Below are 24,715 nucleotides of genomic sequence, written 5' to 3'. Positions count from 1 at the left end.
CGCCCGGTGTCCTCAAGCGCCGGACGGGCTGAAATCAGCCCGTCCGGCGCTTGAGGACCGGGGTCTGGGGCGGAGCCCCAGGAAACGGGAAGGGGCGGGGCCGGGGAGGAATCAACGTCCGGCGAGCCAGCCGAAAGCGTCCGCGCTCGCGTCCGCGACCCGGTACTCGAGCCCGACCGCCCCGCCGTACCCGGCCGCGTCCAGGCGGGAGAACAGCTCCGCGAAGTCCAAGGCCCCCGTCCCCGGCGCCCCCCGCCCCGGCACGTCCGCGATCTGGACGTGCCCCGCGCGCCGCGCGTAGCGGTCGATGGCCTCGCGCGGGTCCGCCCCGCCCATGGCCACGTGGTAAAGATCCAGCAGCAGCCGCGCGTTCCCCAGCCCCGTCGCCGCGTCGACCTTGTCGACCACCTCGACGGCCGACGCCACGTCCGTCAGCGGATATCTCGGTGACTCCACGGCGTTGAGCGCCTCGATCAGCAGGATCGCCCCCACCCGGTCCGCCGCCCGCGCCGCGTACGCGAGGTTCTCCAGCGCGAGCGCGTCCTGGGCTCCCGGGGCCACCCCGTCGACGCGGTTGCCGTACAGCGCGTTGAGCGCCCGGCAGCCCACCGACGCGGCGAAGCCGGCCGCGACGTCGACGTTCGCGCGGAAGCGCGCGGACTCCTCGCCCGGCACGGAGAGCGCGCCCCGGTCCGGGCCGGGCAGGCGGCCCGCGTAGAAGTTGAGGGCGATCAGCTGGGTGTCGGCGACGGCCAACGCGTCCTGCAGGGAGGCGAGTTCGGACTCGGGTGGTTCGGGATCCTCCGGCCAGGGCCACCACAGCTCCACCTCCGTGAACCCGGCGGCCGCCGCCGCGGCGGGCCGTGCCGTCAGTGGCAGGTCGGTGATGAGGATCGAGAGGTTCGCATCGAAGCGGCGCAATCCCAACACCCGCCCCTCTCTTCCGTATTACGGAAACCAACTTCCATCAAAAGGAAAGGCTGCTCCCGTCCGGACGGCCCTGTCAAGGGCCCGGTACGTTGACCGTGTGCGATTGAGAGTGGAGTTCACGACCGAACCGTTCGATCTCGACGAGCCCCCGCCCCACGCCGTCGCGGCCCGGGACGTCGTCCAGGCGGCGGAGCTGGACGCCGTCGACGTCGGCCCGTTCGGCAACACCGTCGAGGGGCGGGCCGACACCGTACTCGCGACGGTGGACACCCTGCTGCGCGCCTCCCTGGAGGCGGGCGCCACGCGGGTGTCGCTCCAGGTCAACGTGGTGGGCGCGGACGGTGTGACGAGCGGCGGCGGGACGGGAGGGGACGGCGCGTGAGCGAGGACGCCTTTCGCGCCGCCGTCCGGCCGCTCGTGGACGCCATGGGCGGCCGGCTGCTCGAACCCGAGCAGGCCGAGGGCGATGACGTCGTCCTCCGCTGGGAGGGCCGCCCGGTCGTGGCCGTACGCCTCCCGCACCTGGCGGAGTCGCTGGAGGGCATCCTCGCCGACCTGGAGCGCCGGCACGGCATGCCGCTCGCCCGGCTGGACCGCAGGGCCAAGCAGTCGGTCGTACGGAACCTGGAGGCGCGCGGCGCGTTCGCCCTGCGGCACGGCGTGGAGACGGTCGCCGCCGCGCTCGGCGTCAGCCGGTTCACCGTCTACAACTACCTCAACCGCCAGCGGGACGCGGACGATCGCGTCCACCCCCGGTCGGACGACGGCTCAGCCGGACGGTGACCACGACGGCACCCCGGGTGGACGTGCGCCGTGGCGGACGCGGCGAGTCTTGAGGTGACGCCCACGCCGCCCAGGAGACGGACATGACCCTCACGACACCGCTGCCCATCGACGCGAAGCCCGACACCAGTGCCCCCGCCTTCCCTCCCGTGCCGCGCTGGCTGGACCGGACGGCGCGCGCCGTGCCGCTGGCCGTCCTGCCGTCGGGGCTGTGGCGGATGGCCATGGCCGTGGGGATCCCCGTCGGCTTCAGCGGGCAGCTGGCGGAGGACTGGCGGCCCGGCCCGGAGAACTTCTCCTACATCACCCTGCTGACCCTCGTCGTCGAACTGCTGGCCTTCCTGACGATCGGCCTGGTACGGCCGTGGGGCGAGCGGACGCCGCGCTGGATCCCGTTCCTGGGCGGCCGTCACGTCCCGGTGTGGGCGGCGGTCGTGCCGGCGGCGCTGGGGGCGCTCGTCGTCACGGCTGTGATGACGCTGATGTTCTGGGGCGTCCTGCCCGGCTCCGCGGGCGGTTCCGAAGGCCCTCAGGGCGCCGCCGCGTGGATCATGAACGCCTGCTATCTGCCCCTTCTGCTCTGGGGGCCGCTGCTCGCCGTCGTCACGGTCGCCTACGCCCGCCGGCGCCTGCGCGCGGCCCGGCCGAACGGCTGACCGATCGGCCGACCGGTGCCGTGAGGGACGCGAACGGTTCTTCAACAAACTGTTGACGCACGTTCTCCGGAGGCGTTAGCTATGCGCAGCTCATCCGAGAGCGGCGAGAAGCGCCACGGAGGTTCCCGTGACTTCGAGTTCGACACCGGGGCTCACCCGGTTCAACGCGGCCGAGGACGACACCGCGCGGGCCGCGCTGCACGAGATCTGTGCCAGTACCACGTGGCGCGAGGAGCTCCTCGCCCGGCGCCCCTACGGTGACGCCGAGGAACTGCTGGCCGCCAGCGACACGGCCGTCGCCCGGCTCTCGCCGGACGACCTGGCCGAGGCCATGGCGGCGCACCCGCCCATCGGCCGCCCCCGGCCCGGCGATCCGGTCTCCGCCCGGGAACAGCGCGGCATGGCGGGCGCCTCCGACCGGCTCAAGGCCGAGATGCTCGAACTCAACCTCGCCTACCAGGAGAAGTTCGGGCACGTCTTCCTGATCTGCGCCACCGGCCTCACCGCCGAGCAGATGCGGGACTCCGTCCGTAACCGGATCGACAACTCCCCGGAACGCGAGCGCGAGATCGTCCGGGGGGAGCTGGGCCGGATCAACCGCATCCGGCTGGCCCGGCTCGCCGTCCGGCCCGAGACCGAAGGAGCGCCCCGGCCATGAGCGACAGCACGGTCTCGACCCACGTCCTCGACACCGGCACCGGCTGCCCCGCCGCCGGTATCGGCGTGGAACTGGCCGTACGCGGCGGCCCGGACGGTGAATGGGCCGTGCTCGGCGCGGCGCGCACCGACGCGGACGGGCGCTGCGCGGCCTTTCCCGCGCTGCCGCCGGCCGCCGCGCACGTCCGGCTGCGCTTCGACGTCGGGCCGTATCTGTCCGCCGGGTCAGGCGGGTCAGGCGGGTCCGCCGGGCCAGGCGCCGGCACGGCGTTCTTCCCCGAGGTGACGGTCGCCTTCGCGCTGTCGCCCGGCGAGCACCATCACGTACCACTGCTGTTCAGCCCGTTCGGATACTCCGTATACCGAGGGAGTTAGCCCGTGATCCTGGGTCAGAACCAGTACGGCAAGGCCGAGAACCGCATCGTACGGATCACCCGCGAGGGAAGCACCCACCACATCAAGGACCTCAACGTCTCGGTCGCGCTCACCGGCGATATGACGGACGTCCACCTCTCCGGCTCCAACGCCAACGTCCTGACCACCGACACCACCAAGAACACCGTCTTCGCCTTCGCCAAGGAGCACGGCATAGCGTCGGCCGAGGCGTTCGGCATCCTCCTCGCCCGTCACTTCGTCACCAAGCAGCCCACGATCCACAGTGCCCGGATCCGTATCGAGGAGTACGCGTGGGAACGGATCGAGACCCCCGGCCCCAAGCGGCACTCCTTCGTCCGTGAGGGCCGGGAGACCCGCACCGCCCAGATCCGTTTCGACGGCACCACCTGGGAGATCGTCTCCGGGCTCAAGGACCTGACCGTGCTGAACTCCACCGACTCCGAGTTCACCGGCTACGTCAAGGACCGCTACACCACCCTCCCCGAGACCCGCGACCGCGTCCTCGCCACCCAGGTGCACGCCCGCTGGCGCCACTCCACCCACGAAGCGGACTGGGACGGCTCGTACCGGCAGTCCCGCGAGGACCTCCTCACGGCCTTCGCCGACACGTACTCGCTCTCCCTCCAGCAGACCCTCCACCGCATGGGCTCCCGCGTCCTGGAGAACGGCCCCGGCATCGAGGAGATCCGGCTGTCCCTCCCCAACCGGCACCACTTCCTCGTCGACCTCGAACCCTTCGGCCTGAAGAACGACAACGAGGTCTACTACGCGGCCGACCGCCCGTACGGCCTCATCGAGGCGACCATCCTGCGCGACGGCGCCGAGCCCCGCATACCGGTGGACATGACGAACCTCTAGATCCTCCAGCGATCTCCAGGACCTCTAAGGACACACGCTCATGGCGGAACCCCCACCCCCCGTACCCGAGGCACGGATCGTCATCGAGAACTGCGCCGTCGCGACCGTCGACGCCGACGACACCGCCTACGCCTCCGGCCACATCGTCGTCGCCGGCAACCTCATCGAGACCGTCGGTCCCGGACCGGCACCCGCCGGGCTGACCGGGGTCGTCCGCCGCGTCGACGGCACCGGCCACCTCGCCACCCCCGGCCTGGTCAACACCCACCACCACTTCTACCAGTGGCTCACCCGGGGCCTCGCCCAGAACTCCCACCTCTTCGACTGGCTCGTCACCCTCTACCCCATCTGGGCGCGCATCGACGAGCCGATGGTCCACGCCGCCGCGCGCGGCTCGCTGGCCATGATGGTCCGCGGCGGCGTCACCACCGCCATGGACCACCACTACGTCTTCCCCCGGGGCGCGGGCGACCTGCTCGGCGCGGAGATCCGCGCCGCCCGCGAGATGGGCGTACGGTTCAGCCCCACCCGCGGCTCCATGGACCTCGGCGAGTCGGCGGGCGGACTGCCGCCCGACTTCGCCGTCGAGACCACCGAGGCCGCCCTCCTCGCCACCGAGGAGGCCATCGACACCCACCACGACCCGTCGTTCGGCTCGATGCTCCGCGTCGGCGTCGCCCCCTGCTCGCCCTTCTCCGTCTCCACCGAACTCCTCCGCCAGGCCGCCGAGCTCGCCCGCCGCAAGGGGGTGCGCCTCCACACCCACGGTTCGGAGACCGTGGAGGAGGAGCGGTTCTGCAAGGAGAAGTTCGGCATGGGGCCCACGGACTACCTCGCGTCCACGGGCTGGCTCGGCGAGGACGTGTGGATGGCCCACTGCATCCATATGAACGACGCCGACATCGCCGCCTTCGCCCGCACCGGCACCGGCGTGGCGCACTGCCCCTCCTCCAACGCCCGGATCGCCGCCGGCACCGCCCCCGTCCCCGCCCTGCTCAAGGCGGGCGTTCCCGTCGGCCTCGGCGTGGACGGCACGGCCTCCAACGAGACCGGCGAACTCCACACCGAGCTGCGCAACGCCCTCCTCGTCCACCGGCTCGCGGGCGGCGAGAACGCCCTCGACGTCCGGCAGGCGCTGCGGCTGGGCACCTACGGCGGCGCCCAGGTGCTGGGCCGTGCGGCGGAGATCGGCTCGCTGGAGCCGGGCAAGCTCGCCGACCTCGTCCTGTGGAAGCTCGACGGCCTCGGCCACTCCACCATCGCCGACCCGGTCGCCGCCCTCGTCCTCGGGGCGCCCGCGCCCGTCACCCTCTCGCTCGTCGACGGCAGGCCGGTCGTCGAGGGCGGCCGTCTGGTCACCGCCGACGAGGACACCATCGCCCGCGAGGCCCGCCACGAGGCCCGGCGCCTGGCGCGGATCGCGGCCGACGGCTGAAGCCGTCACCGCATGTCGTTCGCGCGAGCCGCCCGTCGAGGGGGACGGCCCTCGGCGGGCCGGACCGGGGCGCGGGGCACCACCCCGCGCCCCGGTCCTTCTCCATCCCCCACCACACCGGAGGAACAGCCGTGACCGCAGAGCCCGGCGCCACCGAGCGGACCGACGCGGGCGCGGGGACCCACCCCGTGGACCGCTTCCCCGGCCCCGGCCGGCTGCTGGCCGGCGGCTTCCAGCACGTGGCCGCCAGCTACGCCGGGGTGGTCGCCCCGCCGCTCGTCCTCGGCGCGGCCCTCCGCCTCCCGCCGAAGGAGATCACGTTCCTGGTGGGGGCGGCCCTCTTCACGGCGGGCATCGCGACCCTCCTCCAGACGATCGGCTTCTGGAAGGTCGGGGCCAGAATGCCGTTCGTCAACGGCGTCTCGTTCGCGGGCGTCGCCCCCATGCTCGCCATCGCCGACTCCCGTCACTCCCACGGCGACGCGCTGCCCGTCATCCACGGCGCCGTCATCGTGGCCGGAGTCCTCGGCTTTCTGCTGGCGCCGTCCTTCTGCCGGCTCGTCCGCTTCTTCCCGCCCGTCGTCAGCGGCACGGTCATCACCCTCATCGGGATCACCCTGCTGCCCGTCTCCTTCGGCTGGATCCAGGGCGGCCGGCCCGACCGGCCCGCCTCGGTGACCAATCTGGCCCTGGCCGGGGCGACGCTCGTCACCGTGCTCGTCCTGCGCCGGCTTCTCAGCGGTTTCCTGCGGCAGATCGCCATCCTGCTGGGGATCGTCGCGGGCACGCTGATAGCCGTCCCCACCGGTGCCGTCGACACCACGGCCACTCGCCATGCCGCCCTCGTCGGCTTCCCCACCCCGTTCCACTTCGGCCACCCCCTCTTCGAGGTGCCGGCGATCGTCTCCATGTGCGTCGTGATGCTGGTCTGCATGACCGAGAGCACCGCCGACATGCTCGCGCTCGGCGAGATCGTCGGGCGCCGGGCGGACGAGAAGGTGATCGCGGCGGGCCTGCGCGCCGACACCCTGGGCAGCGCCGTCAGCCCGTTCTTCAACGGCTTCGCCAACAGCGCCTTCGCCCAGAACATCGGCCTGGTCGCCATCACCCGCGTCCGCAGCCGCTACACCGTGGCCGCCTGCGGGCTGTTCTTCGTCCTGCTCGGACTGAGTCCCGCCTTCGCCTCCCTCATCGCCCTCGTGCCCCAGCCCGTCCTCGGCGGCGCGGGCATCGTGCTCTTCGGCACGGTCGCCGCCAGCGGCATCGACGTGCTCCGCACGGCGGGCCTGGACCAGGGTGACAACCTGCTGATCGCGGCCGCCTCCCTCGGCATGGGCCTGATCCCGGTCGTCTCCCGGGCCTTTTACGACAACACCGCCATCCCCGAGACCCTGAAGATCGTCCTGAACTCGGGGGTCAGCGCCGGCTGCCTGACGGCGGTGCTGCTGAACCTCGCGTTCAACCACGTGGGGCGCGGCCGACGGACACCGTGAGGCCTGCGCGCCTCAGCCACCCGGACGCGGCCGTACGTCACAATCCCGACAAAGACCCCAAAGATTGATTGGTGTGCCGTCGTGGAGGAGCAACCGCAGGGGACGGACCGGGAGGCGGCGGGGACCCGGCACCGCTTCGTCTTCCCCAGCGCGCTGACCGTCCTCGCGGCGGTGACGGTGGCCGTCTGGATCGTCGCCTTCTTCATCCCCTCCGGCACCTACGACCGCGGCCCCGACGGCAACCCCCTCGAGGGCACCTACCACCGCGAACCCGCCCGGGGCGGCTTCGTCCACCGCCTCGGCCAGCTCTTCCTGGCGCCCGTCAACGGCCTCTACGGCGTCCGCGACCTCAAGACCGGCGAGGTCGCGCCCGACGCGGTCGGCACCCTCTACGGCAGCGCCGGGGTGTTCCTCTTCGTCCTCGCCATCGGCGCGTTCATCACCGTCGTCTTCGCCACCGGCGCCCTGGACCGCGGCATCGAACGCCTCGCCCACCGGCTGAGGTCGCGCGGAGCGCTGCTCATCGCCGGGGTGATGACGGTCTTCTCACTGCTGGGCACGGTCGAGGGGTTCGCCGAGGAGACCCTGGGCTTCTACGGGCTGCTGGTGCCGCTGATGCTGGCGCTCGGCTACGACCGCATGGTCGCGACCGGCACGATCATCCTCGGCGCGGGCATCGGCGTACTGGCCTCGACGGTCAACCCCTTCGCCACCGGTGTCGCCTCTTCGGCAGCGGGAATCTCACTCGGCGACGGCATCGTCCTGAGATTCACGATGTGGCTGGTGCTCACCGCCGTCACCATCGCCTACGTCGTCCGCTACGCGCGCCGGGTACGGGCGGACCCGGCGCGCTCCCTGGTCGGCTTCCAGGAGGGCGACCGCGAGCTCGCCGAGCAGGCGGTCCACCCTCCGGAGCTGACGGGACTTCAAAAGGGCGTGCTGGTGCTCGTCGCCCTGGTCTTCGCCTTCATGATCTTCTCGGTGATCCCCTGGGCGAGCGCGCTCAGCGGCAAGGCCGACGCGACGCCCTACGGCTGGGAACTGGGCTGGTCCTTCGCCCAGCTGGCCGCCCTCTTCATCGCCGCCGCGGTGCTCGTCGGGCTCGTCGCCCGGCTCGGCGAGCAGAAGCTCAGCGCCACGCTCGTCCAGGGCGTGGCGGACTTCGTCTCCCCGGCGCTGGTGATCGTGCTCGCGCGGGGCATCACCGTCATCATGACGAACGCGAAGATCATCGACACGGTGCTCCACGCCATCGAGGGCACGGTCCGGGGCGCCCCGGAAGCGCTCTTCGGCGTCATGGTCTTCCTCGTCAACCTGCCGCTCGCGTTCCTGATCCCCTCCACGTCCGGGCACGCGACGCTCGCGATGCCGATCCTCGCGCCGCTGGCCCAGTTCGCGGGGGTCGCGCGGGCGGTGGTCGTGACGGCCTGGCAGTCGGCGAGCGGGTGGATGAACCTGTGGGTGCCGACGACCGCGGTGGTGGTGGGCGGGGTGTCGCTGGCGAAGGTCGGCTACGACCGGTACCTGCGGTTCGTATGGCCGTTGCTGGTGATTCTGGCAGTGCTGATCTGTGCGTTCGTGGCGGCGGGTGCGGTGGTTTCGTAGCCCCCGCCCCCGCCTCCCGGAGATGCTTCTACCGGTCCAGCAGCTCGTACGCCGGCAGTGTCAGGAACTCCACATACTCCTCGCTGAGCGCGACCCGCAGGAACAGCTCGTGCGCCTGCCGCCAGGTGTCCGACGCCTCCGGCGCGGACGCCAGCTCCTCCGCCGCCACCTCCCGGACGAGCTCCGCCGTCACCTTCTCCCCGTTGTCGAGCACGACCCCCGCGTCGACCCACTGCCAGATCTGGGAACGGGAGATCTCCGCCGTGGCCGCGTCCTCCATGAGGTTGAAGATGGCCACCGCGCCCAGCCCGCGCAGCCACGCCTCGATGTACCGCAGGCCCACCTGCACCGCGTTGCGCAGCCCGTCGATCGTCGGCTTCGCCTCCAGAGTGCCGACGGCGACGAGCTGGTCGGCGGTGACCCTCACGTCCTCGCGCAGGCGGTGCTTCTGGTGGGGCCGCTCCCCGAGGACGGCGTCGAAGGAGGCGCGGGCGACCGGGACCAGGTCGGGGTGGGCGACCCAGGAGCCGTCGAAGCCGTCACCGGCCTCGCGGTCCTTGTCGGCCCGGACCTTCTCCAGCGCGACCTCGTTGATCCCCGGGTCCCGGCGGGACGGGATGAAGGCGGCCATGCCCCCGATGGCGTGCGCGCCGCGCTTGTGGCAGGTGCGCACCAGCAGTTCCGTGTAGGCGCGCATGAACGGGGCCGTCATCGTGATGGCGTTGCGGTCGGGGAGGACGAACGCCTCGCCCGCGTCACGGAAGTTCTTGATGATGGAGAAGAGGTAGTCCCAGCGGCCGGCGTTGAGGCCCGAGGCGTGCTCGCGCAGCTCGTAGAGGATCTCCTCCATCTCGTAGGCCGCCGTGATGGTCTCGATGAGGACGGTCGCGCGGATCGTGCCCCGGGGGATGCCCAACCGCTCCTGGGCGAGGACGAAGACGTCGTTCCACAGCCGGGCCTCGAGGTGCGACTCGGTCTTGGGGAGGTAGAAGTACGGCCCCTTGCCGAGTTCGAGCAGCCGCCGGGCGTTGTGGAAGAAGTAGAGGCCGAAGTCGGCCAGGGCGCCGGGGACGGGGCGGCCGTCGACGGTGAGGTGGCGCTCGTCGAGGTGCCAGCCGCGGGGGCGCATCACGACGGTGGCGAGCCGCTCGGCGGGCTGGAGGGCGTACGTCTTGCCCTCGGGGCTGGTGAAGTCGACGCGGCGGGCGTAGGCGTCCATGAGGTTGAGCTGGCCGTGGACGACGTTGTGCCAGGTGGGGGAGGAGGCGTCCTCCATGTCGGCGAGCCAGACGCGGGCCCCGGAGTTGAGGGCGTTGATGGTCATCTTGCGGTCGTCGGCGGGCCCGGTGATCTCCACGCGCCGGTCCTCCAGCGCGGCGGGCGCGGGCGCCACCCGCCAGTCCGGGTCCTCGCGGACGGCGGCGGTCTCCGGCAGGAAGTCCGGCCGGCCGGTCCGGGCGAGCTCCGCGCGCCGCTCGGCGCGGCGGGCCAGCAGCTCGTCACGGCGCGGGGTGAACCGGCGGTGCAGCTCGGCGACGAACGCGAGGGCCGCTTCCGTGAGCACCTCCTCCTGCCGTTCCACATACGGGGCTTCGACGGCGGCCGACGAGGACGGAGCAGGCGCGGACATGGGCTGTCACTCCTTCAGCGGGCGGTGCGGCACGCGGTGCCGCCTCGGCTAGTGGAGAATAGTTTTCTCATTGTGGAAGTTCAATGGGGTGCCGGCGCGGCTCAGCGCAGGAGGCCGAGATCGTCCGGAGTGTCGACGTCGTCGGGCGAGGCGACGTCCGCGCACTCCACGAGCCGTATGGCGGCGGTGTGTTGTCGTAGGTAGGCCCGCGCGCCCATGTCCCCGTCGGCCGCCCGGGCCGCGCCCGCCCAGTGCTCCCGGGCGAGCAGCACCGGGTGCCCCCGCTCGCCCCCGTACGCCGCCGCCGCGAGCCTCGCCCCCGCCCGGTGCGCGGCCAGTACCCGGGCCACCGCCTCGGCGCCGACGCGCGGCTGGTCGACCAGCGTCACCAGCACCGCCGACACCGCCACCGGGTCCGTAGCGGCGGCCAGCGACGCCAGGCCGGCGCGCAGGGACGTGCCCATGCCCCGGGGCCAGTCGGGGTTCTCCACGAGGACGGTGCCGGTGCTGCCGAGCCGCGCCTGTACCTCCGCCGCCCCGGCACCCACGACCACGTGCACCGGGGCGCAGCCGCCCTCGTGGAGCACCCGCGCCGCGTGCTCCGCCAGCGGGCCGCCCCGGAACTCCAGCAGCGCCTTGGGCCGCCCGCCGAGCCGCCGCCCGCCGCCGGCCGCCAGCAGCAGCCCCGCGACCGCGCTCGCGCCCGTCATCTGCTCATCCGCGTCATGGCCCCTGCATACCGTATGGACGTCCGCATGTGCGCCGTACGGGAGTTCGTCACTCGTACGGGAACGCGCGGCCTGAATTTCGCTGTGAGTGTGGCGCGTCACACGTGAAGTGGCGTTAACTGATCCGCGCGGGCGGGCGTGCGGGAGGGGGACAGTCGTGGCGGAAGGCGCCGTGGTGGTGGAAGAGGAGCGAACGGGACGATCCGGTGAGGAACCGGACCCGAGGGCCGGCGAGCTGAGCGCCGCCGTGGCCCGGCTGCGCCGGGCGCTGGCCGGGCACCCCGCGCCATTACCCGACAGGGACGCCGCGGAGGACGAGCTGGCCACGCTGGACGCGATGGCGCGCACGGGGCACCCGGACCTCTCGCGGCTGCGGCGCTCGCTGCTGCTGGTGGCGGGAGCCGTGGGGTCGGTGAGCGCGCTGGGGCCGGCGCTCGGTGAAGTACGGGCGGCGGTCGACCTCTTCGGGGAGAACCGGGACGCCCCGGACACGGTGCCGCGGCCCCGCGAAGGGGCCTGACCGGCGCCGGTGCCGGCGCGCGTCGTCCTCAAACGCCGGACGGGCCGAAATCAGCCCGTCGCCCCCGCCAGCGTCGCCGACAGTTCCGCCGCGACCTCCCGCAGCAGCGGCACGATCCGTTCCGTGGCGGCCTCGGTGACGCGGCCCGCCGGGCCCGAGATGGAGATGGCCGCGGACGTGGGGGAGTCCGGCACCGGCACCGCGAGACAGCGGACGCCGATCTCCTGCTCGTTGTCGTCCATCGCGAAGCCCGATTCGCGCACCCGGGCGAGCTCCTTGAGGAAGTCCTCCGGAGACGTGATCGTCTTCTCCGTCGCGGCCGGCATGCCCGTACGGGCCAGCAGCGCGCGGACCTCGTCGTCCGGGGCGTGGGCCAGCAGCGCCTTGCCCACGCCCGTGGAGTGGGGCAGCACCCGCCGGCCGACCTCCGTGAACATCCGCATCGAGTGCCGCGAGGGCACCTGGGCCACGTAGACGACCTCGTCGCCGTCGAGCAGCGCCATGTTGGCCGTCTCGCCGGTCTCGTCCACCAGCCGTGCGAGGTGCGGGCGGGCCCAGGTGCCGAGCAGGCGCGAGGAGCTCTCGCCGAGGCGGATCAGCCGGGGGCCCAGCGCGTAGCGCCGGTTGGGCTGCTGCCGGACGTATCCACAGGCCACCAGCGTGCGCATCAGCCGGTGGATGGTGGGCAGCGGCAGCCCGCTGCTCGTGGACAGTTCGCTCAGCCCGACCTCGCCGCCGGCGTCGGCCATCCGCTCCAGCAGGTCGAATGCGCGCTCGAGGGACTGGACGCCGCCGCTGGCGGAGGCGGTTCGGGGCTCGGCGGACGGGGGCACGGCGCTCCTTCCGGGATGGGTGGCAGCAGCCTACCGGCCACCCCACCTGTCACATGCCGGTTTCTATCAGGTGAAATCAGGCTTCCGTACAACGAAAAGGGTCTTGACGGGGTCGCGGGGCGGCTGAAGACTGCGGACAGCGCTGTTTCAACAAATCGTTGACGATTCGTCGAGGGGCGGACGGTGGAACTGCTGCTGCGTTCGACACGAGTGGTGACCCCGGAGGGCGTACGCGCCGCCGCCGTCGCCGTGACCGGCGGCCGGATCGCCGCGGTCCTGCCCCATGGGACCGAACCGCCCGCGGGAACCCCCGTCGAGGAACTGGGCGACGACGTCATCCTGCCCGGTCTCGTCGACACCCATGTGCATGTGAACGACCCGGGCCGGGCCGAATGGGAGGGCTTCGCCACGGCCACCCGGGCGGCCGCCGCCGGCGGCGTCACCACGCTCGTCGACATGCCGCTCAACAGCCTCCCGCCCACCACCACCGTGGCCCACCTGCGCGCCAAACAGGCCGTGGCCCGGAGGCGGGCGCACATCGACGTGGGCTTCTGGGGCGGGGCGCTGCCCGACAACCTCGCCGACCTGCGCCCCCTGCACGACGCCGGCGTCCTCGGATTCAAGGCCTTCCTCTCCCCGTCCGGCGTCGACGAGTTCCCGCACCTGGGCCGAGGCGACCTCGACGCCGTGGCGGCCCGGATCGCCGAGCTCGACGCGCTGCTGATCGTCCACGCCGAGGACCCGGACCGGCTGGACGGCGCCCCGCGGCACACCGGCCCGCGCTACGCCGACTTCCTCGCCTCCCGCCCGCGCGCCGCCGAGCACGAGGCGATCGCCGCGCTCGTCGACGTCGCGCGCCGCCGGGGCACGCGCGTCCATGTGCTGCACCTGTCCTCCGCCGGCGCGCTGCCCGTGATCGCCGCCGCCCGCGCCGAGGGCGTGCGGATCACCGCCGAGACCTGTCCGCACTTCCTGACCCTCACCGCGGAGGAAGTGCCGGACGGGGCCACCGAGTTCAAGTGCTGCCCCCCGATCCGCGAGGCCGCCAACCGGGACGCCCTGTGGGCGGCGCTGGCCGACGGCGTGATCGACTGCGTCGTCTCCGACCACTCGCCCTGCACGGCCGACCTCAAGGTCCCCGACTTCGCGGCGGCCTGGGGCGGGATCTCCTCCCTCCAGCTGGGCCTGTCCGCCGTCTGGACCGAGGCCCGGCGGCGCGGCCGCACCCTGGCCGATGTGGCCCGCTGGATGTCCACCGCCCCCGCCGCCCTCGCGGGCCTGTCCGCCAAGGGCGCGATCGAGGCGGGGCGCGACGCCGACTTCGCGGTCCTCGCCCCCGACGAGACCTTCACCGTCGACCCGGCCGCCCTCCACCACCGCAACCCCGTCACCGCCTACGCGGGCCGGACCCTGCACGGCGTCGTCCGGTCCACCTGGCTGCGCGGCCGCAGGACGGCCGACCACGGCACCCCCCTGACCGGACCCACCGGCCGACTCCTGGAGCGCTGATGAGCATCGCCCCGTTCACCGGCGGCGCCGCCCCGTACACCGGCGGCGACCCCTACGCCGACTACCGGACCGCCGACTTCCCCTTCACCCGCCTCCCCGACCTCGCCGACCGCCGGCTGGGCGGCTCGGTGATCGCCGCCAACGACGAGTTCTTCGCCGAGCGCGAGAACCTCATAAAACCGCAGACACCGCACTTCGACCCCGCGCTCTTCGGCCACAAGGGCAAGGTCATGGACGGCTGGGAGACCCGCCGCCGGCGCGGCCGCACGGCCGGCGAGCCCCACCCCTCGGACGAGGACCACGACTGGGCGATCGTCCGCCTCGGCGTGCCCGGCGTCGTCCGGGGCGTGGTCGTCGACACCGCCCACTTCCGCGGCAACCACCCGTACGCCGTCGGCGTGGAGGGCGCCTCGCTGCCCGGCTCGCCGTCCCCCGCCGAGCTGCTCGCCGACGACGTGAAATGGACGGTCCTCGTCCCCCGCACCCCCGTCGGCGGGCACGCCGCCAACGGCTTCGCCGTCGGGGGCGGGGAACGCTTCACCCACCTGAGACTCAGTCAGTACCCCGACGGGGGCATAGCCCGGCTGAGGGTCCACGGCGAGGCCGCCCCCGACCCCGCCTGGCTCGCGGCGCTGGGCACCTTCGACCTCGCCGCGCTGGAGAACGGCGGGCACGCCGAGGACGCCTCCGACCGCTTCTACTCGTCCCCGTCGAACGCCATCCACCCGGGCCGCTCCCACAAGATGGACGACGGCTGGGAGACCCGCCGCCGCCGCGACCGCGGCCACGACTGGGTGCGCTACCGGCTGACCGGCCAGGCCGCGCTCCGCGCCGTCGAGATCGACACCGGCTGCTACAAGGGCAACGCGGCCGGGTGGGCCGCGCTGTCCGTCCTCGACGCCACGACCGGCGCCGACCCGGCCGACCACACCACCGGGTGGCGGGAACTGCTGCCCCGGACCCGGCTGGAGCCGGACACCGTGCACCGGTTCGTCCTGGACCGCGCCGCCGTCGCCACCCACGTCCGGGTGGACATCTTCCCCGACGGGGGCATCGCCCGGCTGCGCGTCCACGGCTCGCTGACGGAGGAGGGCCTCCACTCGCTACGGGGCTGAGCGGGCGCGGGGCTAAGCCAGCGCGCGGCTCATGAACAGCGCCGTCTCGCCCTCCGCGGCCGTCCCCCGGTAGAGGGTGGTGTCCAGTCCGCACACCGTGAACCCCATGCGGCGGTACGCCTGTACCGCGGGCGCGTTGACGCTCGTCACCTCCAGCCACGCGGTACGGGCGCCCTGTTCGCGGCCGCGCGCGAGGGCGCGGTCCATCAGGCCGCGGCCTATGCCCTGCCCCCGGCGGCCGGGGGCGACCCGGACGTCGGCGATGAACAGCCTGCGGTTCCAGGCCTCGTACGCGAAGGTGATCGCACCGCACAGCTCCGCGCCGTCCTGGGCGACGACGGTCTCGCGGGGGCGGTCGTCCTCGTCCTCGTCGTCCGGGTAGACCTTGCGCAGCGGGGGGCTCACCCGCACCGTGCGCAGGCGGAAGCCGTCGTCCGAGGCGGTGACCACGATGATGGAGTCCGTGGTGAAGGAGTTGTCGAGCGCGTCGACACGGGCCAGCTCGTCGGCAGGCGCCGAACGGTAGTTCAGCATGCCGCGAGCGTAGCCCAGAACATCAGTTCATAGTCCTGGAGCAGACGACCGTAGCGGTGCGCCAGCCGTTCCGTGAGCCGGCCGTCCACCAGACCGGTGCCCACGGCGGCCAGCGCGCGCTCCGCGCCCTCGGGGTCGGGCGTGGCGAACAGGTCGAAGAAGCCGCACGCCTCGTCGTCGAAGCCGTAGTGCTCGCGCAGGGCGTGGCCCACCGTGGCGCAGTAGCCGCCCCACGCCGCGAAGTTGGCGCACAGGGCCACGACCACGTCGACCGGCTCGGCGCCCAGCGCCAGCCAGGCCACGTACGCCGGATACGCCTGGCAGCCGGCCCGCGGTTCGTGCTCCGCCACGGCCGCCGCGTCCAGCCGGCAGGCGGCCGCGAGCGGGCCGAGACGGGCGAGCGCCCGGGACTCGTCCTGGGCGAGGTGGTCGAAGAACGCGGCGACGGCGGGCTGCCGCAACAGCGCGGCCCGTTCGGCCAGGTGCAGAAAACTGCGGGCGTCGGAGGCGATGACGTGGTGCTGCTCCAGGGCGAAGGCGGCGACGGCGGTGACGGGGGCGTCGCCCGCCGCGATCAGCGGGACCAGGCGGTTCGCCCCCGCCTCCGGTGCCAGCTCGCGCGTCGCCTCGTCGAGGACTTCCCGGGCTGTTCGGGCCATGGCTCCAGGGTAGCCACGGCCGCACCGCCGCGCCGGGCTACTTCGCCCCGCCGAGATAGAAGAGGAGGAAGAAGAACGCCACGATGAAGTGGACGGCGACGAGGTAGATGAAGACCCGGAACGTCATGCCCATCGGGGCCCGGTCCTCCTCGCGGAACTCCTTCACGCCCGTCGTGTCGTTCACGGCCGTCGCGTCGTCGCTCATCGGATTCCCCTCTGGGTCGGTGGCGTGGCGCCGAGGCACAGCTCGGCGGCGCCGCTCTGGAGCAGTGTGTGGAGGAACAGCAGGTCCACCCCGCCGCGCGACGCGGCGGCGATGCGGTGCGGGGTGAGGGAGTCGAAGTGGGCGGCGTCACCGGGGTCGAGCAGATGCGTGGCGTCGCCCAGCGTCAGCCGGAGCCGTCCGCGGGTGACGTAGAGCCACTCCTCGCCCGGGTGCACGCGCACCAGCTCGTTCTGGCTGCCCCCGCCCGGCGGTACGTGCAGCCGCAGCGCCTGCATGGCGCGGCCGGAGCCGCCGGCCCGCCAGTAGGTCCAGCCGCCCGCCTCCTGCGGCTCCATGCGGTCCGCGCGGACGATCGGGTCGAGCTCGGCGGGCACCTCGCCCAGCAGGTCGGATACGGTCGTACCGTAGGTCCGTGCCAGCGCCAGCAGCATGGGGAGGGACGGCGTCCGCCGTCCGGTCTCCAGCCGGGACAGATGCGCGGGCGACAGGCCCACCCGGGCCGCGGCGGCCTCCAGGGTCAGCCCGCTCCGTCTGCGCAGCGCGCGCAGCCGCGGGGCCATGGAGGGCAGCTCGACGACCCCCTCGTCCGGGGCGTCCGGGGTCCCCGGGACGGGGGAGAGGTGCGGTTCGGGCAGCGGGCTCATGGCTCCGGTATAGACCCGTCATTACCCATGGGGCAAAACTTTTGCCTCTGAGGCAAAGACCGTCTCCGGGCCCCTCGCGTGGCGGCGTGGACACAGACGATCTCTTCGGTCAACGTGATGAACGTCAAGGGAACATCAGGAGATTGGCGTTGACATGCCATACGGTCGGCCGGTCATCCTAATGTCCATGACAAACCCCCCTCGCCTCGTGCGCCTCGGCGCCCTCGCCGCCGTCGCCGCCACCCTCCTCTTCGGCACCCCCGCCGTCGCCGCCCCGTCGGCCGCTCCCGCGGTGGTGGCCGTGCAGTCCGTCGGTGACATCTGCTACTCGGAGCTGCCCTCCCAGGCCCACGACACCATCCGGCTGATCGACCAGGGCGGCCCCTTCCCCTACCCGCGGGACGGGATCGTCTTCTCCAACCGCGAGGGCGTCCTCCCCAAGCAGTCGAGCGGCTACTACCACGAGTACACCGTCATCACCCCGGGCTCCCCGGACCGCGGCGCCCGCCGGGTCATCACCGGCAAGGGCTCGCACGAGGACTACTACACGGCCGACCACTACCGGACCTTCGACCTCGTCGACTTCTCCTGCTGACGTTCTCCTGCTGACGCGCCCTCCCACCGGCACGCGTCCGAAAGCCCCGCGCCGTCCCGGGCGCGGGGCTTTCCCCGGCACCGGCTGTACCTACTGGTATGTACACTCGACCCATGGGCACCCCGGAACGCCTCATCGAGAGCACCCGTGAACTCCTGTGGGAGCGCGGCTACGTCGGTACGAGCCCCAAGGCGATCCAGCAGCGCGCGGGCGCCGGGCAGGGCAGTATGTACCACCACTTCTCCGGCAAGCCGGATCTCGCCCTCGCCGCCATCCGGCGCACCGCCGACGAACTCCGGGCCGCCGCCGAGGAGCGGTTCGCCGCGCCCGGCACGGCCGTCGAGCGCGTCACGGCGTATCTGCGGCGCGAGCGGGAGGTCCTCAAGGGCTGCCCCATCGGCCGGCTCACCCAGGACCCCGACGTCATGGCCGACCCCGTACTGCGCGCGCCGGTCGACGAGACCTTCGCCTGGCTGCGGGCCCGGATCGCGGACGTACTGGCCGAGGGCCGGGACCGCGGCGAGCTCGACGCCGCGCTCGACCCCGCCGACACGGCCTCGACCGTGGTGGCCGTGCTCCAGGGCGGCTACGTCCTCGCCCGCGCCGCCGGATCCGAGGAGCCGTTCCGGCGGGCCGTCGACGGAGTCCTGGGGCTGCTCGCCGCGCACACCACCCGGCACTGACCCGACGCAGGAGAAAAGACGCCATGTACGCGATGCAGTACGAGATCACCCTCCCCGCCGACTACGACATGAACACCATCCGGGAGCGGGTGGGGGCCCGGGCCCACGTCCTCGACGACCGCGCCGGGCTGGGCCTGAAGGCCTATGTCGTCCGGGAACGCGGAGTCGACGGCTCGCCGGTCAACCAGTACGCCCCCTTCTATCTGTGGGACGGCGTCGGCGCGATGAGCGAGTTCCTGGTCGGCGGCGGGGGATTCCAGGGCATCGTCGCCTCCTTCGGCCGCCCGGCCGTCCACCACTGGACCGGCCTCGCCTGCCACGCGGGCCCGGCCCGGTCCGCCGTGCCGCGCGCGGCCTCCCGGCTGCTCACCCCGATGCCCGCCGGGGCCGACCCCGAGACCGTCGTGGCGGACGCGCTCGACGAGCTGGACGGGCTCGCCGCGCGGCCCGGGGCGCACACCACCGCGCTGGCCTTCGACCCCCGCCACTGGCAGCTGCTGCGCTTCACGCTGTGGGAGCACTCCGTTCCCCCGGGCGAGGACGAGCGCGCCGAGCGCTACGAGGTGCTCCACCTGTCGGACCCCCACCTGACGGAGATCCCCGAGGGCCGCCACTGGTGACGCACCGTCACGAGTGGCCGTAGGGTCCCGGGGGTCAATCGCCGTTGTACGGCCACCGCTTGACGGTGTGCCGGACTTCTCCTCACGGGCCATGGCGGCCGCCCCTACCCGCGCGTAGGGTGAATGCGTCGAACAACATTCCGACGTACGGGGGGCGGCGCAGTGGCCGAAGAACGGGACGGGACGATCGATCTGGCGGCGATGGGCGCGGAGCTGGCCCGGGACCCCTACCGCGTCTACGCCGCCCTGCGCGAGCGGGGCCCCGTCCACCGGGTACGGATGCCGGAGGGGGCGGTCTGCTGGCTCGTCGTCGGCTACGACGAGGTGCGCGCCGCCCTCAACGACCCCACGCTCTCCAAGGACTGGGTGAACGCCGCCCCCGACATGCCCCTGCCGCCCGTCGCCGCCGGCCGGCACATGCTCATCGTCGACCAGCCGAACCACACCCGGCTGCGCAGACTGGTCGCCAAGGAGTTCACGCCGCGCCGCGTCGAGGCCATGGCACCCCGCGTCCAGCAGCTCACCGACGAACTCCTCGACACCATGCTGGCCGCCCCGGACCGCCGCGCCGACCTCGTCGAGGCCCTGTCCTTCCCGCTGCCCATGAGCGTCATCTGCGAGCTGCTCGGCGTGCCCGACCTCGACCGGGCGGCCTTCCGCCGCTGGTCGAACACCACCATCGGCGCCGAGCCGCCCCAGGCGAAGCTCAAGGCCGCCCAGGAGGTCGGCGTCTATCTGACGGACCTCGTCGCCGCCAAACGGGAGAAGCCCGGCGACGACCTGCTCAGCGACCTGATCCGCACCACCGACGAGGACGGTGACCGGCTCTCGTCCGAGGAGCTCCTCGGCATGGCCTGGATCCTGCTGGTCGCGGGCCACGAGACCACCGTGAACCTCATATCGAACGGCGTCCTCGCCCTGCTGCGCCACCCCGGCCAGCTCGCCGACCTCCGCGCCGACTTCGGGCTCCTCGACGGCGCCGTCGAGGAGATGCTGCGCTACGACGGCCCCGTCGAGACCTCCACCTTCCGCTTCACCACCGAGCCCCTGGACATCGGCGGCACCGTCATCCCCGGCGGCGGCGAACTCGTCCTCGCCGCCCTGTCCGACGCCGACCGCGACCCGGCCCGCTTCGAGGAAGCCGGCCGCTTCGACATCCACCGCGACGCCCGCGGCCACGTCGCGTTCGGCCACGGCATCCACTACTGCCTCGGCGCGCCCCTGGCCCGGCTGGAGGCGAGGATCGCCATCCGCTCGCTGCTGGAGCGCTGCCCCGACCTCGCCCTCGACAGCCACCCCGACGCCCTCACCTGGCGCGAGGGCCTCCTGATGAGGGGCCCGCACCACTTGCCGGTGCGCTTCTGAAGGGGGCTGCGCCCGAAGGGGCGCGGGGCAGTGTCGATATGCGGCTGCCGCCGCGTGGGCGCGACAAGCCCCCACCGGCGCGCAGGTGACCTCGATGCACCGCCCGGAGGTCGGGTGGTCCGGATGTCCGGACATAAAGACCTCCGGACTACCGGTCATCAGGCCACACGACTACGCTCCCCCCGTGGCCACGCACCAACCCCTCCAGTTCACCCTCGACCGCGGCAGCCCGGTCCCGCTCTACTTCCAGCTCTCCCAGCAGCTGGAGGCCGCCATCGAGCGGGGCGAGCTCGCCCCCGGCAGCCTGCTCGGCAACGAGATCGAGCTCGCGGGACGGCTGGGCCTGTCCCGGCCCACCGTCCGCCAGGCCATCCAGTCGCTCGTCGACAAGGGCCTGCTCGTCCGCCGCCGGGGCGTGGGCACCCAGGTCGTCCACAGTCAGGTCAAGCGCCCCCTGGAGCTCAGCAGCCTCTACGACGACCTGGAGGAGGCCGGCCAGAAGCCCGCCACCCGGGTGCTGCGCCGCACCGTCGAGCCCGCCACCGCCCGTGTCGCCGCCGCCCTCGGCATCGCCGAGGGCGCCGACGTCGTCCTGGTGGAGCGGTTGCGCCTGGCGCACGGCGAGCCCATGGCCGTCCTGCGCAACCACCTGCCCGTCGGGCTGCTCGACCTCGACGACGAGGCGCTGGAGCGCACCGGCCTCTACCGGCTGATGCGGATGGCCGGGATCACCCTCCACAGCGCCCGGCAGACGATCGGGGCCCGCGCCGCCACCCCCGCCGAGGGCGGGCTGCTGGCCGAGCCGGAGGGGGCGCCGCTGCTGACGATGGAGCGGACGACCTTCGACGACACCGGCCGCGCGGTCGAGTTCGCCTCCCATCTCTACCGGGCGTCGCGCTACGCGTTCGACTTCCAGCTCCTGGCGCGGTCGTAACGGTCCTCCGACCTGTCCTGTCGTAAGAATGTTCTGACAAAGCCTTGACGGGGTGTGGCTTACGCCACTAGAACTCCACCCACAAAGAGCAGCCCCGGCGCCCCCGCCGACAGCGGTGACGGATGGTGACGGATACTTGGGCGGTTGGGCCCGTGGGATAGGGGTCCGGCCGCACCGTGACAGACAGTGAGAAGGGCAAGTCCTCGTGGCAAGGGTTCGGACAGGCGTACGTGCGGTGAGCGCCGTGCTGGCAGCGGTGCTCGGCGCCACACTCGCGGGGTGCAGCAGCACGGGCGGCAAGCGTGCCGAGGAGCGGGCCGCCAAGGCCGCCCAGGGGCGTGCCGCGGTCGACACCCCCCGGTGGACCTTCGCGATGGTCACCCACTCGGGCGATGGCGACACCTTCTGGGACATCGTGCAGAACGGTGCCAAGCAGGCGGCGGCCAAGGACAACATCAAATTCCTCTACGCCCACGACGTCGAGGGCAACAAGCAGGCCCAGGACGTCCAGGCCATGATCGACCAGAAGGTCGACGGCCTGATCGTCACCCTCGCCAAGCCCGACGCCATGAAGGACGTCGTGGCCAAGGCGGTGAAGGCCGGCATCCCGGTGATCACCGTGAACTCGGGCTCCGACAAGTCCAAGGAGTTCGGCGCGCTCACCCACATCGGCCAGGACGAGGTCATCGCCGGCGAGGCCGTCGGCGAGCAGCTCAACCAGCGGGGTAGGAAGAAGGCCGTCTGTGTCCTCCACGAGCAGGGCAACGTCGGCCACGAGCAGCGCTGCGAAGGCGTGAAGAAGGCATTCAAGGGCGAGGTGCAGAACCTCTACGTCGAAGGCACCAACATGCCCGGCGTGCAGTCCTCCATCGAGGCGAAGCTCCAGTCCGACAAGGACATCGACGCCGTGGTCACCCTCGGCGCCCCCTTCGCCCCCACCGCCGTCAAGGCCGCCCAGCAGGCCGGCAGCAAGGCCGAGGTCGACACTTTCGACCTCAACGCCAAGGTCGCCGAGGCCCTCCAGGGCGGCTCCCTCGGCTTCGCCGTCGACCAGGACCCCTACCTCCAGGGCTACGAGGCCGTCGACCTGCTCTGGCTCTACAAGTACAACCGCGACATGCTCGGCGGCGGCCGGCCGGTGCTCACCGGCCCGCAGATCGTCACCAAGGACGACGCGAAGACCCTGGCCGAGTACACGAAGCGGGGCACCCGATGAGTACAGCGGCAACCGCACGGGCCGACGAGCGCCTCCTCCACCGCGGCATACTCCGCCGGATGCTCGGCCGCCCCGAGCTCGGCGCGGTCGTGGGCGCGGCCGCGGTCTTCCTCTTCTTCTCGTTCGTCGCCGACAGCTTCCTGCGCGCCTCCAGCCTCTCCACCGTGCTGTACGCGTCCTCCACGATCGGCATCATGGCCGTCCCCGTCGCCCTGCTGATGATCGGCGGCGAGTTCGACCTGTCGACCGGTGTGATGGTCACGACCTCCGCCCTGGTCTCGTCGATGTTCAGCTACCAGATGACGGCGAACGTCTGGGTCGGCGTCGGGGTCTCCCTGCTGACCACCCTGGCCATCGGCTTCTTCAACGGCTTCATGCTCACCCGCACCAAACTGCCGAGCTTCATCATCACGCTCGGCACGTTCCTGATGCTCACCGGCCTCAACCTGGGCTTCACCAAGCTCATCAGCGGCACGGTCTCCACCAAGACCATCGGTGACATGGAAGGCTTCGGCTCCGCCCACGCCGTCTTCGCCTCCCACCTCACCCTCGGCGGCGTCGACCTCCAGGTGACGATCCTCTGGTGGTTCGGCCTCGTCGCCCTGGCCACCTGGATCCTGCTGCGCACCCGCGTCGGCAACTGGATCTTCGCCGTCGGCGGCGGCTCCGACGCCGCCCGCGCCGTCGGCGTCCCCGTCAACAAGACCAAGATCGGCCTCTATATGGCCGTCGCCTTTTGCGCCTGGATCTCCGGCCAGCACCTCCTGATGTCCTACGACGTGGTGCAGTCCGGCGAGGGCGTCGGCAACGAGTTCCTCTACATCATCGCGGCCGTCATCGGCGGCTGCCTGATGACCGGCGGCTACGGCTCCGCCTTCGGCTCGGCGGTCGGCGCCTTCATCTTCGGCATGACCAGCAAGGGCATCGTGTACGCGCAGTGGAACCCGGACTGGTTCAAGTTCTTCCTCGGCGCGATGCTGCTCCTCGCGACCCTGCTCAACGCATGGGTCCGCAAGCGCGCGGAGGCGAGCAAGTGACCGCACTCGTCAGGCTCACGGACGTGAGCAAGTTCTACGGCAACATCCGCGCGCTCGAGGGCGTCTCCCTGGAAGTCCACCCCGGCGAGATCACCTGCGTCCTCGGTGACAACGGCGCCGGCAAGTCGACCCTCATCAAGATCATCGCCGGGCTCCACCAGCACGACACCGGCACCTTCGAGATCGACGAGGAGGAGACCCGGCTCGGCTCCCCCCGCGAGGCCCTCGACCGCGGCATCGCCACGGTCTACCAGGACCTCGCCGTCGTCCCCCTGATGCCCGTCTGGCGCAACTTCTTCCTCGGCTCCGAGCCCACCAAGGGCAGCGGGCCCTTCAAGCGCCTCGACGTCGCCACCATGCGCGAGACCACCCGCGCGGAGCTGCTCCGCATGGGCATCGACCTGCGTGACGTCGACCAGCCGATCGGCACCCTCTCCGGCGGCGAGCGCCAGTGCGTGGCCATCGCCCGCGCCGTGTACTTCGGCGCGAAGGTCCTCGTCCTCGACGAGCCCACCGCGGCGCTCGGCGTCAAGCAGTCCGGCGTCGTCCTCAAGTACGTCGCGGCCGCGCGGGACGCCGGCCTCGGCGTGGTCTTGATCACGCACAACCCCCACCACGCCTATCTGGTCGGCGACCGCTTCATCCTCCTCAAGCGAGGAGCCATGGCCGGCAGCCACCTGAAGTCGGAGATCGCCCTCGACGAGCTCACCCGGCAGATGGCGGGCGGCAGCGAGCTGGACCAGCTCAGCCACGAACTGGAACGGGCCCCGGGCCCCGATGTGATCGGCGGCAAGAGGATCGAGCCGGCACCCGAGGCCGGGCCGGAACCGGGCGCCGGGCCGGCACCGGAAGAGCGGGAAAAGGGCGACTGACCCACCCAGGGAACACCGGGCGGGGGGGGGCCGGGGGGGGCCCCCCCCCCCCCCCCCCCCCCCCACCCCCCCCCCCCCCCCCCCCCCCCGCCCCCCCCCCCCCCCCCCCCCCCCCCACCCCCCCCCCCCCCCCCCCACAAAACCGCCGCCCCCCCCCCCCACCCACCCCCCCCCACACCCCC

Annotated in this window: 28 protein-coding genes; 20 read left to right on the top strand and 8 right to left on the bottom strand. The window is 72.5% G+C overall.

From position 1 onward, the window contains the following. Positions 1-111 precede the first annotated feature (111 nt). Entirely contained in the window at positions 112-927 is an 816-nt protein-coding gene (locus ACFYZR_RS31535; RefSeq protein ID WP_391916729.1) for a TIM barrel protein, read from the bottom strand. Between the two features lie 100 nt (positions 928-1,027). Between ACFYZR_RS31535 and ACFYZR_RS31530 the strand changes: the two genes are divergently transcribed. The 9 genes from ACFYZR_RS31530 (at position 1,028) to ACFYZR_RS31490 (ending at position 8,813) form a co-directional block, all read left to right on the top strand. Beyond that, the gene (locus ACFYZR_RS31530) at positions 1,028-1,312 is read left to right on the top strand and encodes a thiamine-binding protein (protein WP_391916726.1); all 285 of its coding nucleotides are present in this window, start codon (positions 1,028-1,030) and stop codon (positions 1,310-1,312) included. A 44-nt stretch (positions 1,313-1,356) separates the two neighbouring features. Then, entirely contained in the window at positions 1,357-1,713 is a 357-nt protein-coding gene (locus tag ACFYZR_RS31525; protein WP_391916801.1) for a helix-turn-helix domain-containing protein, read from the top strand. Between the two features lie 83 nt (positions 1,714-1,796). Next, the gene (locus tag ACFYZR_RS31520) at positions 1,797-2,369 is read left to right on the top strand and encodes a hypothetical protein (protein WP_391916723.1); all 573 of its coding nucleotides are present in this window, start codon (positions 1,797-1,799) and stop codon (positions 2,367-2,369) included. A 127-nt stretch (positions 2,370-2,496) separates the two neighbouring features. Continuing rightward, positions 2,497-3,027 carry a 2-oxo-4-hydroxy-4-carboxy-5-ureidoimidazoline decarboxylase gene (gene uraD / locus ACFYZR_RS31515; RefSeq protein ID WP_391916721.1) on the top strand — a complete coding sequence of 177 codons (531 nt, stop codon included), beginning with the start codon at positions 2,497-2,499 and terminating at the stop codon, positions 3,025-3,027. After that, positions 3,024-3,401, top strand: a complete 378-nt coding sequence (uraH, locus tag ACFYZR_RS31510) for a hydroxyisourate hydrolase (protein ID WP_391916719.1) — start codon at positions 3,024-3,026, stop codon at positions 3,399-3,401. The genes uraD and uraH overlap by 4 nt, the downstream gene beginning before the upstream one ends. Positions 3,402-3,404: 3 nt before the next feature. Next, on the top strand, positions 3,405-4,280 hold the full coding sequence (gene pucL, locus ACFYZR_RS31505; protein WP_391916716.1) for a factor-independent urate hydroxylase: 876 nt from the start codon (positions 3,405-3,407) through the stop codon (positions 4,278-4,280). Between the two features lie 40 nt (positions 4,281-4,320). Continuing rightward, positions 4,321-5,715 (top strand): 8-oxoguanine deaminase, encoded by a 1,395-nt coding sequence (locus tag ACFYZR_RS31500; RefSeq protein ID WP_391916713.1) that lies wholly within the window; start codon positions 4,321-4,323, stop codon positions 5,713-5,715. 131 nt (positions 5,716-5,846) lie between these two features. Then, positions 5,847-7,208, top strand: a complete 1,362-nt coding sequence (locus ACFYZR_RS31495) for a nucleobase:cation symporter-2 family protein (RefSeq protein ID WP_391916710.1) — start codon at positions 5,847-5,849, stop codon at positions 7,206-7,208. A gap of 81 nt (positions 7,209-7,289) precedes the next feature. Next, positions 7,290-8,813 (top strand): YfcC family protein, encoded by a 1,524-nt coding sequence (locus tag ACFYZR_RS31490; protein WP_391916707.1) that lies wholly within the window; start codon positions 7,290-7,292, stop codon positions 8,811-8,813. 28 nt (positions 8,814-8,841) lie between these two features. On the opposite strand, the gene aceB is transcribed toward ACFYZR_RS31490, so the two are convergent. Next, the gene (aceB, locus tag ACFYZR_RS31485; RefSeq protein ID WP_391916705.1) at positions 8,842-10,443 is read right to left on the bottom strand and encodes a malate synthase A; all 1,602 of its coding nucleotides are present in this window, start codon (positions 10,441-10,443) and stop codon (positions 8,842-8,844) included. A gap of 101 nt (positions 10,444-10,544) precedes the next feature. After that, positions 10,545-11,153, bottom strand: coding sequence for an NTP transferase domain-containing protein (locus tag ACFYZR_RS31480; protein WP_391916702.1), 609 nt, complete (start codon positions 11,151-11,153; stop codon positions 10,545-10,547). Between the two features lie 175 nt (positions 11,154-11,328). Here ACFYZR_RS31480 and ACFYZR_RS31475 point away from each other — a divergent pair, with 175 nt between their 5' ends. After that, positions 11,329-11,691, top strand: a complete 363-nt coding sequence (locus ACFYZR_RS31475) for a DUF5955 family protein (protein ID WP_391916699.1) — start codon at positions 11,329-11,331, stop codon at positions 11,689-11,691. A gap of 50 nt (positions 11,692-11,741) precedes the next feature. Here ACFYZR_RS31475 and ACFYZR_RS31470 read toward each other — a convergent pair whose 3' ends face one another. Continuing rightward, positions 11,742-12,524, bottom strand: coding sequence for an IclR family transcriptional regulator (locus ACFYZR_RS31470; RefSeq protein ID WP_391916696.1), 783 nt, complete (start codon positions 12,522-12,524; stop codon positions 11,742-11,744). A 183-nt stretch (positions 12,525-12,707) separates the two neighbouring features. Here ACFYZR_RS31470 and allB point away from each other — a divergent pair, with 183 nt between their 5' ends. Both allB and alc read left to right on the top strand, forming a co-directional pair. Continuing rightward, complete coding sequence (gene allB, locus ACFYZR_RS31465) at positions 12,708-14,033, top strand: allantoinase AllB (RefSeq protein ID WP_391916693.1); 1,326 nt, start codon at positions 12,708-12,710, stop codon at positions 14,031-14,033. After that, positions 14,033-15,148 (top strand): allantoicase, encoded by a 1,116-nt coding sequence (alc, locus tag ACFYZR_RS31460; protein WP_391916690.1) that lies wholly within the window; start codon positions 14,033-14,035, stop codon positions 15,146-15,148. Before allB ends, alc begins: the two co-directional genes overlap by 1 nt. A gap of 12 nt (positions 15,149-15,160) precedes the next feature. On the opposite strand, the gene ACFYZR_RS31455 is transcribed toward alc, so the two are convergent. The 4 genes from ACFYZR_RS31455 to ACFYZR_RS31440 are packed head-to-tail and all read right to left on the bottom strand — an operon-like array spanning position 15,161 to position 17,211. Continuing rightward, positions 15,161-15,682 carry a GNAT family N-acetyltransferase gene (locus tag ACFYZR_RS31455; protein ID WP_391916687.1) on the bottom strand — a complete coding sequence of 174 codons (522 nt, stop codon included), beginning with the start codon at positions 15,680-15,682 and terminating at the stop codon, positions 15,161-15,163. Beyond that, a complete protein-coding gene (locus ACFYZR_RS31450) occupies positions 15,676-16,341 on the bottom strand; it encodes a transcriptional regulator (RefSeq protein ID WP_391916685.1) in 666 nt (221 codons plus the stop codon). Before ACFYZR_RS31450 ends, ACFYZR_RS31455 begins: the two co-directional genes overlap by 7 nt. Positions 16,342-16,378: 37 nt before the next feature. After that, a complete protein-coding gene (locus tag ACFYZR_RS31445; protein WP_391916682.1) occupies positions 16,379-16,546 on the bottom strand; it encodes a DUF6126 family protein in 168 nt (55 codons plus the stop codon). Further along, positions 16,543-17,211: a helix-turn-helix domain-containing protein gene (locus tag ACFYZR_RS31440; RefSeq protein ID WP_391916678.1), complete on the bottom strand. Its 669-nt coding sequence runs from the start codon at positions 17,209-17,211 to the stop codon at positions 16,543-16,545. The genes ACFYZR_RS31445 and ACFYZR_RS31440 overlap by 4 nt, the downstream gene beginning before the upstream one ends. Positions 17,212-17,398: 187 nt before the next feature. On the opposite strand from ACFYZR_RS31440, the gene ACFYZR_RS31435 reads away from it, so the two are divergent. The 8 genes from ACFYZR_RS31435 (at position 17,399) to ACFYZR_RS31400 (ending at position 24,533) form a co-directional block, all read left to right on the top strand. Then, positions 17,399-17,806 (top strand): ribonuclease domain-containing protein, encoded by a 408-nt coding sequence (locus ACFYZR_RS31435; RefSeq protein WP_391916676.1) that lies wholly within the window; start codon positions 17,399-17,401, stop codon positions 17,804-17,806. A gap of 113 nt (positions 17,807-17,919) precedes the next feature. Beyond that, the gene (locus ACFYZR_RS31430; RefSeq protein WP_391916673.1) at positions 17,920-18,489 is read left to right on the top strand and encodes a TetR/AcrR family transcriptional regulator; all 570 of its coding nucleotides are present in this window, start codon (positions 17,920-17,922) and stop codon (positions 18,487-18,489) included. Positions 18,490-18,512: 23 nt separating this feature from the next. Continuing rightward, positions 18,513-19,109: a DUF4865 family protein gene (locus tag ACFYZR_RS31425; protein ID WP_391916670.1), complete on the top strand. Its 597-nt coding sequence runs from the start codon at positions 18,513-18,515 to the stop codon at positions 19,107-19,109. A 201-nt stretch (positions 19,110-19,310) separates the two neighbouring features. Next, a complete protein-coding gene (locus ACFYZR_RS31420) occupies positions 19,311-20,474 on the top strand; it encodes a cytochrome P450 (protein ID WP_391916798.1) in 1,164 nt (387 codons plus the stop codon). A gap of 184 nt (positions 20,475-20,658) precedes the next feature. Then, positions 20,659-21,408 (top strand): GntR family transcriptional regulator, encoded by a 750-nt coding sequence (locus tag ACFYZR_RS31415; protein WP_391916668.1) that lies wholly within the window; start codon positions 20,659-20,661, stop codon positions 21,406-21,408. Positions 21,409-21,643: 235 nt separating this feature from the next. After that, positions 21,644-22,624: a sugar ABC transporter substrate-binding protein gene (locus ACFYZR_RS31410; RefSeq protein WP_391916666.1), complete on the top strand. Its 981-nt coding sequence runs from the start codon at positions 21,644-21,646 to the stop codon at positions 22,622-22,624. After that, positions 22,621-23,661: an ABC transporter permease gene (locus ACFYZR_RS31405; RefSeq protein ID WP_391916664.1), complete on the top strand. Its 1,041-nt coding sequence runs from the start codon at positions 22,621-22,623 to the stop codon at positions 23,659-23,661. Before ACFYZR_RS31410 ends, ACFYZR_RS31405 begins: the two co-directional genes overlap by 4 nt. Then, positions 23,628-24,533: an ATP-binding cassette domain-containing protein gene (locus ACFYZR_RS31400; RefSeq protein ID WP_391916662.1), complete on the top strand. Its 906-nt coding sequence runs from the start codon at positions 23,628-23,630 to the stop codon at positions 24,531-24,533. Before ACFYZR_RS31405 ends, ACFYZR_RS31400 begins: the two co-directional genes overlap by 34 nt. Positions 24,534-24,715: the final 182 nt, after the last annotated feature.

This window comes from Streptomyces sp. NPDC001678 (assembly GCF_042892945.1).
In the GTDB taxonomy this organism is placed as follows: domain Bacteria; phylum Actinomycetota; class Actinomycetes; order Streptomycetales; family Streptomycetaceae; genus Streptomyces.
Note: the sequence above shows the minus strand (reverse complement) of the source record. Positions and strands in the feature narration are given on the sequence as shown.

Bases quoted from the DNA above. Each gene is read 5' to 3' on its own strand.
- alc (WP_391916690.1), top strand. From the start codon at position 14,033: ATGAGCATCGCCCCGTTCACCGGCGGCGCCGCCCCGTACACCGGCGGC.
- uraH (WP_391916719.1), top strand. From the start codon at position 3,024: ATGAGCGACAGCACGGTCTCGACCCACGTCCTCGACACCGGCACCGGC.
- ACFYZR_RS31500 (WP_391916713.1), top strand. From the start codon at position 4,321: ATGGCGGAACCCCCACCCCCCGTACCCGAGGCACGGATCGTCATCGAG.
- ACFYZR_RS31520 (WP_391916723.1), top strand. From the start codon at position 1,797: ATGACCCTCACGACACCGCTGCCCATCGACGCGAAGCCCGACACCAGT.
- ACFYZR_RS31435 (WP_391916676.1), top strand. From the start codon at position 17,399: ATGACAAACCCCCCTCGCCTCGTGCGCCTCGGCGCCCTCGCCGCCGTC.
- ACFYZR_RS31450 (WP_391916685.1), bottom strand. From the start codon at position 16,341: ATGGCCCGAACAGCCCGGGAAGTCCTCGACGAGGCGACGCGCGAGCTG.
- ACFYZR_RS31425 (WP_391916670.1), top strand. From the start codon at position 18,513: ATGTACGCGATGCAGTACGAGATCACCCTCCCCGCCGACTACGACATG.
- ACFYZR_RS31445 (WP_391916682.1), bottom strand. From the start codon at position 16,546: ATGAGCGACGACGCGACGGCCGTGAACGACACGACGGGCGTGAAGGAG.
- ACFYZR_RS31420 (WP_391916798.1), top strand. From the start codon at position 19,311: ATGGGCGCGGAGCTGGCCCGGGACCCCTACCGCGTCTACGCCGCCCTG.
- ACFYZR_RS31430 (WP_391916673.1), top strand. From the start codon at position 17,920: ATGGGCACCCCGGAACGCCTCATCGAGAGCACCCGTGAACTCCTGTGG.
- ACFYZR_RS31440 (WP_391916678.1), bottom strand. From the start codon at position 17,211: ATGAGCCCGCTGCCCGAACCGCACCTCTCCCCCGTCCCGGGGACCCCG.
- ACFYZR_RS31400 (WP_391916662.1), top strand. From the start codon at position 23,628: ATGGGTCCGCAAGCGCGCGGAGGCGAGCAAGTGACCGCACTCGTCAGG.
- ACFYZR_RS31405 (WP_391916664.1), top strand. From the start codon at position 22,621: ATGAGTACAGCGGCAACCGCACGGGCCGACGAGCGCCTCCTCCACCGC.
- ACFYZR_RS31525 (WP_391916801.1), top strand. From the start codon at position 1,357: ATGGGCGGCCGGCTGCTCGAACCCGAGCAGGCCGAGGGCGATGACGTC.
- aceB (WP_391916705.1), bottom strand. From the start codon at position 10,443: ATGTCCGCGCCTGCTCCGTCCTCGTCGGCCGCCGTCGAAGCCCCGTAT.
- ACFYZR_RS31455 (WP_391916687.1), bottom strand. From the start codon at position 15,682: ATGCTGAACTACCGTTCGGCGCCTGCCGACGAGCTGGCCCGTGTCGAC.
- ACFYZR_RS31480 (WP_391916702.1), bottom strand. From the start codon at position 11,153: ATGACGGGCGCGAGCGCGGTCGCGGGGCTGCTGCTGGCGGCCGGCGGC.